General features: G+C 70.7%; 12 protein-coding genes, 1 tRNA gene, 2 pseudogenes and 1 riboswitch. Of the genes and pseudogenes, 7 read left to right on the forward strand and 8 right to left on the reverse strand.

The annotated features are described in order from the left end of the window. A pseudogene (locus ABTZ17_RS07205) lies at positions 1-114 on the forward strand (MFS transporter); the annotation flags it as partial. Position 115: 1 nt separating this feature from the next. Here the strand turns inward: ABTZ17_RS07205 and ABTZ17_RS07210 are convergent. Continuing rightward, positions 116-1,330, reverse strand: coding sequence for a PTS transporter subunit EIIC (locus ABTZ17_RS07210; protein ID WP_352194578.1), 1,215 nt, complete (start codon positions 1,328-1,330; stop codon positions 116-118). Positions 1,331-1,746: 416 nt separating this feature from the next. Then, positions 1,747-3,048, reverse strand: a complete 1,302-nt coding sequence (locus tag ABTZ17_RS07215; RefSeq protein ID WP_352194518.1) for a PTS transporter subunit EIIC — start codon at positions 3,046-3,048, stop codon at positions 1,747-1,749. A 245-nt stretch (positions 3,049-3,293) separates the two neighbouring features. On the opposite strand from ABTZ17_RS07215, the gene ABTZ17_RS07220 reads away from it, so the two are divergent. The 4 genes from ABTZ17_RS07220 (at position 3,294) to rdgB (ending at position 5,661) form a co-directional block, all read left to right on the forward strand. Then, a complete protein-coding gene (locus tag ABTZ17_RS07220; RefSeq protein WP_352194519.1) occupies positions 3,294-3,527 on the forward strand; it encodes a PTS sugar transporter subunit IIB in 234 nt (77 codons plus the stop codon). Between the two features lie 119 nt (positions 3,528-3,646). Further along, on the forward strand, positions 3,647-4,372 hold the full coding sequence (rph, locus tag ABTZ17_RS07225) for a ribonuclease PH (protein ID WP_352194520.1): 726 nt from the start codon (positions 3,647-3,649) through the stop codon (positions 4,370-4,372). Between the two features lie 223 nt (positions 4,373-4,595). Next, complete coding sequence (locus ABTZ17_RS07230; RefSeq protein WP_352194521.1) at positions 4,596-4,979, forward strand: hypothetical protein; 384 nt, start codon at positions 4,596-4,598, stop codon at positions 4,977-4,979. Positions 4,980-5,058: 79 nt separating this feature from the next. Continuing rightward, positions 5,059-5,661: an RdgB/HAM1 family non-canonical purine NTP pyrophosphatase gene (rdgB, locus tag ABTZ17_RS07235; RefSeq protein ID WP_352194522.1), complete on the forward strand. Its 603-nt coding sequence runs from the start codon at positions 5,059-5,061 to the stop codon at positions 5,659-5,661. Between the two features lie 60 nt (positions 5,662-5,721). Here the strand turns inward: rdgB and ABTZ17_RS07240 are convergent. From ABTZ17_RS07240 to bcp, 4 genes and pseudogenes are all read right to left on the reverse strand, one after another. Continuing rightward, positions 5,722-5,798, reverse strand: a tRNA-Leu gene (locus ABTZ17_RS07240). Between the two features lie 54 nt (positions 5,799-5,852). Beyond that, positions 5,853-6,422, reverse strand: coding sequence for an HNH endonuclease signature motif containing protein (locus ABTZ17_RS07245; protein ID WP_352194523.1), 570 nt, complete (start codon positions 6,420-6,422; stop codon positions 5,853-5,855). Continuing rightward, positions 6,359-7,046, reverse strand: a pseudogene (locus ABTZ17_RS07250) (HNH endonuclease signature motif containing protein). The gene ABTZ17_RS07245 and the pseudogene ABTZ17_RS07250 overlap by 64 nt, the downstream one beginning before the upstream one ends. Before the next feature lie 80 nt (positions 7,047-7,126). Next, a complete protein-coding gene (gene bcp, locus ABTZ17_RS07255; protein WP_352194524.1) occupies positions 7,127-7,594 on the reverse strand; it encodes a thioredoxin-dependent thiol peroxidase in 468 nt (155 codons plus the stop codon). 101 nt (positions 7,595-7,695) lie between these two features. On the opposite strand from bcp, the gene ABTZ17_RS07260 reads away from it, so the two are divergent. Then, a complete protein-coding gene (locus ABTZ17_RS07260) occupies positions 7,696-8,013 on the forward strand; it encodes a DUF3618 domain-containing protein (RefSeq protein WP_352194525.1) in 318 nt (105 codons plus the stop codon). An 84-nt stretch (positions 8,014-8,097) separates the two neighbouring features. Then, entirely contained in the window at positions 8,098-8,436 is a 339-nt protein-coding gene (locus tag ABTZ17_RS07265; RefSeq protein ID WP_352194526.1) for a GroES family chaperonin, read from the forward strand. Positions 8,437-8,615: 179 nt separating this feature from the next. On the opposite strand, the gene ABTZ17_RS07270 is transcribed toward ABTZ17_RS07265, so the two are convergent. Further along, a complete protein-coding gene (locus ABTZ17_RS07270) occupies positions 8,616-8,930 on the reverse strand; it encodes a DMT family transporter (protein ID WP_352194527.1) in 315 nt (104 codons plus the stop codon). Between the two features lie 11 nt (positions 8,931-8,941). Next, positions 8,942-9,006, reverse strand: a riboswitch (guanidine-III (ykkC-III) riboswitch). A 140-nt stretch (positions 9,007-9,146) separates the two neighbouring features. Beyond that, the gene (locus tag ABTZ17_RS07275; RefSeq protein WP_352194528.1) at positions 9,147-11,660 is read right to left on the reverse strand and encodes a transglycosylase domain-containing protein; all 2,514 of its coding nucleotides are present in this window, start codon (positions 11,658-11,660) and stop codon (positions 9,147-9,149) included. Between the last annotated feature and the right edge of the window lie 256 nt (positions 11,661-11,916).

Consider the following 11,916-nt stretch of genomic DNA (forward strand, 5'->3'; position numbering starts at 1 on the left):
AAGCTGCTGCCGCCCGAGCAGCTGCCCGCCGCGAACGCCCTCGGCTCCGTCACCAACACCACCGGCATGATGGCCGGGCCGATGCTCGGCGGACTAATCGTGGGCTGGCGGGGCCTTACTTGGCCTCGGCCTTGAGGAGCTCGGCGAGCTCCTCGTCGGACTCGCGGCCCGGCGTCGGCAGGTTGAACTTGGTGATCGCGAAGCGGAAGACCACGTAGTAGACCACCGCGAAGCAGACACCGACACCCGCGAGGAGCAGCGGCTTCTCGGCGATGCCGAGGTTCAGCAGGTAGTCGACCAGACCGGCGGAGAAGCCGAAGCCGTCCCGCATGCCCAGGGCCCAGGTCAGCGCCATCGACACACCGGTCAGGACCGCGTGGATCGCGTAGAGCACCGGGGCGATGAACATGAAGGTGAACTCGATCGGCTCGGTGACACCGGTGACGAAGGAGGTCAGGGCCAGCGAGAACATCATGCCGCCGACGACCTTGCGGCGCTCGGGACGGGCGCAGTGCACGATCGCGAGGCAGGCCGCCGGGAGGGCGAACATCATGATCGGGAAGAAGCCGGTCATGAACTGTCCGGCGCTCGGGTCACCGGCGAGGAAGCGGGCGATGTCGCCGTGCTTGCCGTCGAACTCACCGGCCTGGAACCACGGGAAGGAGTTCAGGAGGTGGTGCATGCCGATCGGGATCAGGCCGCGGTTGGCGACACCGAAGATGCCCGCGCCCACGGCGCCGGAGCCGACCAGCCACTCACCGAAGTTGTGCAGACCGGTGCCGAGGACCGGCCAGATCAGGCCGAAGACGATACCGGCGACCAGACCCGCGAGGGCGGAGAGGATCGGGACCAGACGGCGGCCACCGAAGAAGCCCGCCCAGTCCGGCAGCTTGGTCCGGTAGAACTTCTGGTACAGCAGGGCCGCGATGATGCCCATCACGACACCGCCGAGCACACCCGCGTTGACCGGCGCGTCGTTCATGACGATCTTGCCGTCGACCACCGAGGCGACCTGCGGGAGGTTGCTGTCGGTGAAGGTGGCGAGCACCTTCTGGAAGACCAGGTAACCGGTCACGGCCGCGAGGGCCGTGGAGCCGTCGGACTTCTTGGCGAAGCCGATCGCGATGCCGACGGCGAACAGCAGCGCCATGTTGTCGAGGATCGCGCCACCGCCGGCCGCCATGTAACCGGCGATCTTGACGATGAACTCCGGGAAGACGTCCTTGTCGCCGAGCATGTCGCCGGCGCCCAGGCGCAGCAGGAGCGCCCCGGCGGGCAGCACCGCGACGGGCAGCATGAGGCTGCGGCCGATGCGCTGCATGACAGCCATCGCGCCGGAGCCCTTCTTCTTCTCAGCCGCGGGGGCGGCAGCCGTGGACACAACTTCCTCCAGTAGGCAAGGCGCCGCCGGAGGACATGCAAGGGGACGGCGACGTCTCAGAAAAGGGGGTACGCGGGTCCCGGAGTGGGTCGCGTGGTCTACACCAATGGGTGGTGTAGACCAGTTGTAACACGGTGAGGGTTAGATAAGGAACCTTCGTTTTCCTGTGGTCTGCGCCACACTCCCCGGGCGGGGTCCAAAGCCCCGGAACCCCCGCCCCCACGGCCGAAGCGGAACCACGTGCCGGCCGCCCCGGAAGCCGCCCGCGGGCATGACGAAGGCCCCCGGACCGAAGGATCCGAGGGCCTTGCCGATCCGGGCCCAAAGGCCCGGCACGCCTTGCGGTGCCTGCGTGTTGCGGGTCGCTACGCCTTGAGGTTGTCCCGCTCCATCTGGTCGATCTCCTCGTCCGACTCCCGACCCGGGGTCTTCAGGTCGAACTTGGTGATGGCGAAGCGGAAGATCGCGTAGTAGACGAGGGCGAAGGCCAGGCCGATCGGGACGAGCAGCCAGGGCTTCGTGGCCAGCCCCCAGTTGATGACGTAGTCGATCAGACCGGCCGAGAAGCTGAAGCCGTCCTTCGCGCCCAGGGCCCAGCTCACGGCCATCGACACGCCGGTCAGCACCGCGTGGATCGCGTACAGCGCCGGGGCGATGAAGAGGAAGGAGTACTCCAGCGGCTCCGTGATGCCGGTGACGAAGGACGTGAGGCCCACCGAGAGCATCAGGCCGCCGACCTCCTTGCGGCGCCGCGGCTTCGCGCAGTGCGTGATCGCCAGCGCGGCCGCCGGGAGGGCGAACATCATGATGGGGAAGAAGCCGGTCAGGAACAGACCGGCGTTCGGGTCGCCCGCCAGGAACATGTTGATGTCACCGTGCACCGTGGTGCCGTCCGGCTTGGTGTAGCTGCCGAACTGGAACCACACCGGCACGTTCAGGAACTGGTGCAGGCCGATCACCAGCAGCGCGCGGTTGGCCACGCCGAAGATGCCCGCGCCCCAGGCGCCCAGGCCCACCAGCCAGTCCGAGAAGCTCTCCAGCGCGTCGCCGACCGGCGGCCAGATCCACAGGCAGAGCGCGGCGAAGGCGATCGCGACGAAGGACATGATGATCGGGACGAGTCGGCGGCCGTTGAAGAAGCCGAGCCAGTCCACCAGCTTCACCCGGTGGTAGCGCTGCCAGAACCACGCGGCCAACAGGCCCATGATGATGCCGCCGAAGACCCCGGGATTCTGGTAGCCGAAGGCCGAGACCGTGCCGTCCGTGGCCTGGCAGCCCACGCTGACCGCGGCGGCCCCGTCCTCGCAGGACTTGGGGAAGGCGTGCAGCACCCCGCGGTACACGAGGAAGCCGGCCACCGCGGCCAGGGCCGTGGAGCCGTCGGCCTTCTTCGCCATGCCGATGGCCACGCCGATGCAGAACAGCAGCGGCAGGCCGAGGTCGGCGTCGAGGAGGGCCCCGCCCGCGCCGGCCATGACCTTGGCCACGCTGGTCCAGTTCAGCCCGTCCTTGCCGAAGACGTCCGGCTGGCCGAGCCGGTTCAGGATGCCCGCGGCGGGCAGCACCGCGATCGGCAGCTGGAGGCTCCGCCCCATCTTCTGGAGGCCCTGGAACAGGCCGTTCCACCATTTCTGCTGGGGCACTGCTGCGGCGCTGCTCGCGCTCATCGGCGTCCTCCCTGACGGCCCGTTTTGCCGGTTGATGCACACTGGTGTAGACCAGTTGTCGATACGGTCGCGGGGATCCGCCCGAGAGGGCGGGGATCCGTGATCGTCATCATTCGGCAGAAGCCGGAGCCGCGCTCGCGAAGATGGGCCAACCGTGGGTTACCGTGACAAAGCGGACTCACCGGCGGACCTCATCTCCGGGGCGAATCCGCCGAGACGTTCCTTGAAACAGGGAGAACAGACACATGGCCACCAAGGCTGAGAAGATCGTCGCCGGGCTCGGCGGAATCGACAACATCGACGAGATCGAGGGCTGCATCACCCGCCTCCGCACCGAGGTCAACGACCCCTCCCTCGTCGACGAGACCGCCCTCAAGGCCGCCGGCGCCCACGGCGTCGTCAAGATGGGCACCGCGATCCAGGTCGTCATCGGCACCGACGCCGACCCGATCGCCGCCGAGATCGAAGACATGATGTGAGCTGAGCCCCACGGCTCCGGCGCCCCGGCGCCCACGCACCCCGAGGACCCCGCCCGGCCCGCCGCGGCGGGGTCTTCGCGCGCCCGCCGCCCACCCCGCCATCCCTTAGGCTCGACCGCATGTCTCGCATCGACGGCCGTACGCCCGAACAGCTCCGCCCCGTCACCATCGAACGGAACTGGAGCAAGCACGCAGAGGGCTCCGTCCTCATCTCCTTCGGCGACACCAAGGTCTTCTGCACCGCCTCCTTCACCGAGGGCGTCCCCCGCTGGCGCAAGGGCAGCGGCGAGGGCTGGGTCACCTCCGAGTACTCGATGCTGCCCCGCTCCACCAACACCCGCGGCGACCGCGAATCCGTCCGCGGCAAGATCGGCGGCCGCACCCACGAGATCTCCCGCCTCATCGGCCGCTCCCTGCGCGCCGTCATCGACTACAAGGCCCTCGGCGAGAACACGATCGTCCTCGACTGCGACGTCCTCCAGGCCGACGGCGGCACCCGCACCGCCGCCATCACCGGCGCCTACGTCGCCCTCGCCGACGCCGTCGCCTGGGGACAGCAGAAGAAGCTGATCAAGGCCGGCCGCAAGCCCCTCACCGGCACCGTCGCCGCCGTCAGCGTCGGCATCGTCGACGGCACCCCCCTCCTCGACCTCTGCTACGAGGAGGACGTCCGCGCCGAGACCGACATGAACGTCGTCTGCACCGGCGACGGCCGCTTCGTCGAGGTCCAGGGCACCGCCGAAGGCGAGCCCTTCGACCGCAAGGAGCTCAACGCCCTCCTCGACCTCGCCGCCGGCGGCTGCGCCGACCTCGAAGCGCTCCAGCGCCAGGCCCTGGAACTCTGACGGCCCGGCCGTCCGGCCACCCGCCCCACCGCGGCGACCCCCTCGCCGCCGGCACGCAACCGGAACCCGCCCCCACGGCGTCTGCACCGGTACGGGCGCACGGCATCGAAACCGTGCGCCCGTCCACGCACGCGGAAGCGGGCCGGACACCGGGTCCGACCCCCACCGGCCCACCGCCGAACCGCGTCCGGGGGCCGCGTCCGACACCTGGGGGGACCCACCGATGTCCAAGCACCACCGCCTGGCCGCACTCGCCCTGGCCGCGGCCCTCGCCGTGCCCGTGCTGACCGCGTGCGATGCCGTCTCCACGGCCTTCGACTGCGCCAACACCGCGGTGGCCGTCACGGACGGGGTCAACGACCTCCAGCAGGCCGTCTCCCAGGCCGACAACAGCCCCCAGGACGCCCAGAACGCCCTGGACCGGATCGAGCAGAACCTCAAGAAGATCGGCGACCAGACCGACAACACCGACCTGGGCAAGGCCGTCGACTCCCTCACCACCGGCGTCGGGAACGTGCGCGACTCGATCCGGAACGGCGACGCCACCCCGGACATCACGCCCATCACCGACGCCGCCGCCGAACTCACGAAGGTCTGCACCCCCTGACCCGACACCGGCCCCCGCTGCCGGCCCCGGCCCGGCACCCCGGCCGGACCCCGCACCCGCCACGGGGATACTGGAGGGCATGACCCGCCTGATCCTCGCCACCCGCAACGCGGGAAAGATCGCCGAACTCCGCGCCATCCTGTCCGCCGCCGACCTGCCCTACGAGCTGGTCGGCGCGGACGAGTTCCCCGAGATCCCGGACGTCAAGGAAACCGGCGTCACCTTCGCCGAGAACGCCCTCCTCAAGGCCCACGCCCTGGCCCGCGCCACCGGCCTGCCCGCCCTCGCCGACGACTCCGGCCTCTGCGTGGACGTCCTCGGCGGCGCCCCCGGCATCTTCTCCGCCCGCTGGGCCGGCACCCACGGCGACGACCGCGCCAACCTGGACCTGCTCCTCGCCCAGCTCTCCGACATCGACGCGCCCCACCGCACGGCCCACTTCTACTGCGCCGTCGCCCTCGCCCTCCCCGACGGCACCGAGCGCGTCGCCGAGGGCCGCCTCCTCGGCACCCTCCGCCACACCCCCTCCGGCACCGGCGGCTTCGGCTACGACCCCGTCCTCCAGCCCCTGGACGACACCCGCACCTGCGCCGAACTCACCCGCGAGGAGAAGAACGCCATCTCCCACCGCGGCAACGCCTTCCAGGCCCTCCTCCCGCACCTCCGCGAACTCCTCGGCTGACGGACGGACGGGACACGCGAAGGGCCGGTCCTCCCGGAAGGGAGGACCGGCCCCGGTCACTGGTACGCCCGATCGGATTCGAACCGACACACACGACCACCTAAAGATCGCCGCTCAACCAGTTGGCGCACGGGCGCGAGCACACCACACTGTACTGCGCCCGACGAGACCGTGGGCCATCCCGCGAGACCCTATCGACGGGGAGAGGTGCCCCGGCACCAAGTGCTCGTCGAGGCATGACAGTTGGGGCACAGCAGCCGCAGATTCCCGATACGGTCGTCACACCGGTCCCCGTTCACGTGGTCGACCTCCAGCGTCATGGGCATGCCCAGCCACACGGGAGGGGTCCCGCACTCGGCACAGCGGTCCGGCACGCCGGATTCGCTCAGAGCCCGCCGCAGCAGATGCGTCCGGGTGCGCCGTCCGTCCCGCCGCTCCACCAGGACCTCCGCCGCGGGCCGCACGGAGCTCGGCCCGGGCGTGCCGCCCCGGTGCGCCCGGCCCAGGAAGTGGGCCGTGGCCAGACCGTCGTCGTCGATCCATCGCTTCAGCGCGGCACGCGTGCTTCCCGTATCGGGCAGACCGAGCCGACGGAGCGTCTCCGCCAAGGACCGCGACGCGGCGACGGCCTCCGACAGGACCCCTCCCGCCGGCTTCGCGCGAGGACGTCGACCGGGCCGCACGCGGACCTTCGCCGTCACCGGACCCGCCTCTTGGAGCGGCCGCGCCGGGTGTCCGTGACGGAGTGACGGTTCGGGCACAGGAGACGTAGATTCTCCTGCCTGTTGTCACGCCAGTCCCCGTCGATGTGGTCGACCTCCAGCGTGAGCGGTCGCCCCCGCCAGGTAGGCCCCGTCCCGCACGTCACGCAACGCTCGTCGACCCCCAGCCGGACGAGAGCCCGCTTCAACCGCTCACCCTGCGCCCGCCGCAGGCCCGGCCCCTCCTGCTTCACCAGCAGCGCCCTCGTGCGTTCGCCTCGGCTGCTGCCGCTTGGCGGGCGACGACAGCCGGAAGTGCGAGGTGTCGATCCCCAGGGCCCGGACGCGTCGGCTGATGTGGGTGTGGTGGCCGCCGACGACGTCGAGGCCGAGATGCCGCAGGACCTGGCACATGTTCGTCGACGCGGCCACGGCCTCCGACAGGACCTCCTTCGTCCACCTCACACCCTCCCGCTCGAAGTGGGCGGTGTCCACGCCCAGCTTCCGCATCCGGTCGCGGATCCGGCGCCGCGCCGGCCCCTTCGGGTCCACGCCCAGCTTCCGCAGGGCCTCGCTCAGGGTGCGTGAGGTGTGGGCCGCCTCGGTGAGGCTGGCTTCGGTGTACGGGCCTTCCGGCGTGGTGTTCTCTTCCCGGTCGCGCGTGCGGTCCCTCGGGTGGAGCAACGAGCCGATCGTCCGATGGCCACGCCGGGTGTGTGGAAGGCCCGCACCGAACGTGATCGGTGCGGGCCCTTCCGGGTGGGTCAGATGCCCAGGTCCTTGATGATCTTGGCTACGTGGCCGGTGGCCTTGACGTTGTAGAGGGCGCGTTCGACCTTGCCCTCCTCGTCCACGACGACGGTGGAGCGGATGACGCCCGTCACCGTCTTGCCGTAGAGCTTCTTCTCCCCGTAGGCCCCGTACGCCGTCAGGACCTCCTTGTCGGGGTCTCCGACCAGGGTGACCTTCAGGTTCTCCTTGTCACGGAACTTCGCCAGCTTCTCCGGCTTGTCGGGGGAGACGCCGATCACGTCGTACCCGGCGCCCGCCAGCAGGTCGAGGTTGTCGGTGAAGTCGCAGGCCTGCTTGGTGCAGCCGGGGGTCAGGGCGGCGGGGTAGAAGTAGACGATCACCTTGCGGCCCTTGTGGGCGGCCAGCGAGATCTCGTTGCCGTCGGCGTCGGGCAGGGTGAAGGCGGGGGCGGTGTCGCCGGGCTGCAGTCGCTCGCTCATCTCTCGCGGTCTCCTCATAGGGGGTGCAGTACCTCACGAGCGTAAGCTGACAGACTGTCCAGGTCGGACTACGCCCACACACCATCCACGGAGGCAGCGCGGTGTCGGAAGTCAGGACCCCTGCGCAGATCGAGGCGGACATCGTCCGCAGGCGCGAGCAGCTCGCCGAGACGCTCGACGAGATCGGCGTGCGCATGCACCCCCAGACGATCATCGGCGACGCCAAGGCCCGAGTGGCCTCGACCGTCGACCAGACGGCGGGCCGGGCCTTCGTCGCGGTCAACCGCGTCGTGACCGACGTGAAGGCCGGGTTCCGGCACGAGGACGGCCGGCCCCGGCTGGAGCGCGTCGTGCCGGTGGCCCTGCTGGCCGTCGGCGTGCTCGGCCTGTTGACGGCCTCCCGCCGCCGGCGGGGCTGAGGCGGCCGCGGTGCGCGCGGCCGTTCCGAGGCTTCTCCGGCCCCTCCGGGGTCCTGCGGGGGCCCGGGCAGGTAGGTTTTCCGGGTGAGCGAGAACACGCACGACAAGCTGCCCATCCGGATGCTGCACGACCGCGTGCTCGTCCGGTCCGACTCTCCCGAGGGCGAGCGGCGCTCCGGCGGCGGCATCCTGATCCCGGCGACCGCGGCCGTGGGCAAGCGGTTGTCCTGGGCCGAGGTGGTGGCCGTCGGGCAGAACGTGCGCACGGTGGAGCCGGGTGACCGGGTCCTGTACGACCCCGAGGACCGGGCCGAGGTCGAGGTCCGCGGGGTGGCGTACGTGCTGATGCGCGAGCGCGACCTGCACGCGGTGGCCGCGGAGCGGCTGGAGGGCTCCGAGGACTCCACGGGGCTGTACCTGTAGCGGTCCCGGACCCGCGGAACGTGCCGGGGGGCCGGTGACGAAGACCGTCACCGGCCCCCTGGCTTTGCGTCCCACGATTGCCGTGCCGTGCCGCGGCGCGTGGCTCGCCGTCCCGTGCCGGGCCGGTTCCGTCGGAGCGTCCGTGCCCCGGCGCTCCGGTGCCCGACTGCCCGAGTGCCTCAGTGCAGGGCCTTGAGGCCGATCACGCAGCCCACGATGCCCGCGAGCAGCAGCACCTTGGCCAGGGAGACGGCCTCGCCGTCGAAGGCCATGCCGTAGACGACGGTGAGGACGGCGCCGATGCCGACCCAGACGGCGTATCCGGTGCCCACCGGCAGGGTGCGCAGGGCGAAGGCCAGTCCGGCCATGCTGAGGGTGAGGCCCACTCCGAAGACCACGGAGGGGAGGAGGCGGCTGAAGCCTTCGGATTTGCCGAGGGCGGTCGCCCAGACGGCTTCGAGGACGCCGGAGACGATGAGAACGAGCCAGGCCATGGTGAAACTCCCTGGCACCGTCTTGTCTCGTCCGGGTACGGCACCCCTCGTCCGGAGGCCGTTCTCCGGCCTCGTGTTCGACCTTCTCACACGGGGGCGGCGGGGGCAAAGGGCCCTTGGTCCCGGGCGAAAGGCCCCCCTGACCCCGGTCGCGGGGTAGGGGGGCCTTCGTGGGGTGCGGGCCGGACCGGTCGGGTCCGGCGGGGGTCGGGCCGATCAGTTCCCGGTGCCGCGGGTGGTGCCGCCCTCGGTGGCGATGCCGCCCTGGTCACCGCCGGCGCCGCCGCCGGTGACCGTGCCGCCGCCGGTCACGGTGCCGTTCCCGCCGCCGTTGTCGGTGCCGCCGTCGGTGCCGCCCGGGTTTCCGCCGCCGTCGGTGCCACCGGTGTCGCCGCCGCCCGTGGTGCCGCCGGTGTCGTTCCCGCCGTTGGTGGTGCCGCCGCGGTTGCCGCCGGTCGTGCCGCCGTTGTCGGTCCCGCCGCGGTTGCCGCCCGTGGTGCCGCCGTTGTCGTTGCCCCCGCGGTTCCCGCCGTTGCCGCCGGTGCCGCCCTCGGTGCGGCCGCCGTTGTCGTTGCCGCCGCGGGTGCCGTCCGTGGTGCCGCCGTCGTCGGTGCCGCCGTCACCGCCGGGGGCGCTGCGGGTCGGGTCCGGCGGGGCCACCGGGGCGGAGTTGACCATGGTCTCCAGGTCGAACTCGACGGGCTCGGAGTCGCGGAGGGCGGCCTTGGTGTAGGCGGCCCAGATGCGGCCCGGGTAGCCGCCGCCGTTGATGCGGGCCTCGCCGAGGGCCCCGTACAGCTCCTCGTGGACGCCGGTGTCCGGGTCCTGACCCATGATCGAGACCACGGTGGCCAGGTCGGGGGTGTAGGCGGCGAACAGGGCCGACTTGTCCTTCTCGCCGGTACCGGTCTTGCCCGCGGCCGGGTGGCCGGAGTTCAGGGCGGCGCGGGCGGTGCCGGACTCGACGGTGCTGACGAGCAGGGAGGTGGTGGTGTCGGCGGCCTCGCGGCTGATCGCGCGGACCGAATCCCGCTTGGGCAGCGGGACCGTGTCCCCCTTCTTGGAGATCTTCGTGACCAGGGTGTACGGGGTGTACTCGCCGTGCGCGGCGAGGGTGGCGTACGCCTGGGTCATGTCGAGGACGCTCGCGGTGGCGGTGCCGAGGGCGATCGCCGGGCCGTCGCCCATGGACGGGGTGTCCTTGGGGATGCCCATCGCGAACGCCGTCTCCTTGATCTTGTCGGCGCCGACGTCCGCGGCCATCTGGGCGTACACGGAGTTCACCGAGCTCTCGGTGGCCTTGCGGACGGTGATGTTGCCGTAGCTGACCTGGTCCTCGTTCTCGGGGGCGTAGCGCTCGCCCTCCCAGCCCTGGACGGGGGTCTTGTTGTCGCCGTTGTAGATCGTGTTCGGGGTGATCAGGCGGCCGTCCTGGGTGGACGAGGTGTTCTGCACGGCGGCGGCGAAGACGAGGGGCTTGAAGGTGGAGCCGACCTGGTAGTCGCGGCGCGTCGCGTTGTTGACGTACTGCTTGGTGTAGTCGATGCCGCCGTACATGGCGACGACCTTGCCGGTGGCGGGGTCGATGGAGGCGCCGCCGACCCGGACCACGCGGTCCTTCTTGTTGTTCTTGGGGTCGAGCTCTTCGGTCACCTTGTCGCGGACGGCCTTGACGAAGTCGTTCTGCCGCTCCTTCTCGATCGTGGTGGTGATCCGGTAGCCGCCCGTGGCGAGGGTCTTCTCGTCGATGATCTTGTTGTCGACGATGTAGTCCTTGACGGCCTCGACCAGGTAGCCGCGCTGTCCGGACAGGCCGGCGGCGGTGCGGACCTTGCCGGGCTCGGGGAACTTCATCGTGGCGCGCTCGGTCGGGTCCAGCCACTTCTGCTTGACCATGCCGTCGAGGACGTAGTTCCAGCGGCCGGTGGCGGCCCCGCGCTCCTGCGGGTGCGCGACCACGTCGAAGCGGCTGGGGGAGTTGAGCAGGGTGGCCAGGTAGGCGCCCTCGGCGGTGCTCAGCTTGCCGACGTCCTTGCCGTAGTACGCCTGGGCGGCGGCCTGGATGCCGTAGGCGTTGCGCCCGAAGTAGCTGGTGTTCAGGTAGCCCTCGAGGATGTCCTCCTTGGAGGACTCGCGACCGAGCTTGATCGCGATGAAGAACTCCTTGGCCTTCCGCTCGACGGTCTGCTCCTGGCCCAGGTAGTAGTTCTTCACGTACTGCTGGGTGATGGTGGAGCCGGACTGCTTGCCCTTGCCGGTGGCGGTGTTCCAGGCCGCGCGGATCATGGCCTTGGGGTCGACGGCCCGCTCCTTGTAGAAGTCGCGGTCCTCGGCGGCGAGCACGGCCTCCTGAACGGTCTTGGGGACCTGCGCCAGGGGCACGTTCACCCGGTTGACCTCGCCGTCCCGGGCCAGGGTGGAGCCGTCGGCGTAGAGGTAGACGTTGCTCTGGGCGGTGGCGGCCTGGTTCGCGGCGGGGATCTGCACCAGCAGGTACCCGGCCACGAGGGCACCGCCGACGAGCAGTCCGCACAGCACGAACAGGCCCAGCAGCATCCGCCAGGTCGGGAAGATCCGGCGCCAGCCCTTCCGCTTCGCCTTCCGGGCGGCCTTCCGCTCGGCCTTCGCGGCCTTGCGGGCCTGCTTGGGGCTCTGCGGAGCGGCGGCGGGTGAGGCGGTCGCGTCAGGGTCGCGGGGTGTCCAACCCTGCTTCGGTGACTCGTCGCTCATGTCTCCAGGACTCCTCGGCCGGCCGTCTCGCATCGCGGGTCAGGCGATTCCACTGTTTCCACGGGTTCGTGCTGGTGGTGCTTTTGGTGCTGTTCTTGCGGGTTCTTGCGCTTTGTTGCTGGTTCTCGCTGGTTCCTGCTGTTCTGCGCGCGATGGAACACCGTAACGCGGCGCACCGGTCCCATTCGGTCGCGCGGGTTCCCCCGCCGCACTAAGCTCGGTCGCTTTGGTCCCGGTCCTCCGGCCGCGCACGGGA

It is taken from the genome of Streptomyces sp. NPDC097619, from assembly GCF_040302735.1.
GTDB lineage: Bacteria > Actinomycetota > Actinomycetes > Streptomycetales > Streptomycetaceae > Streptomyces.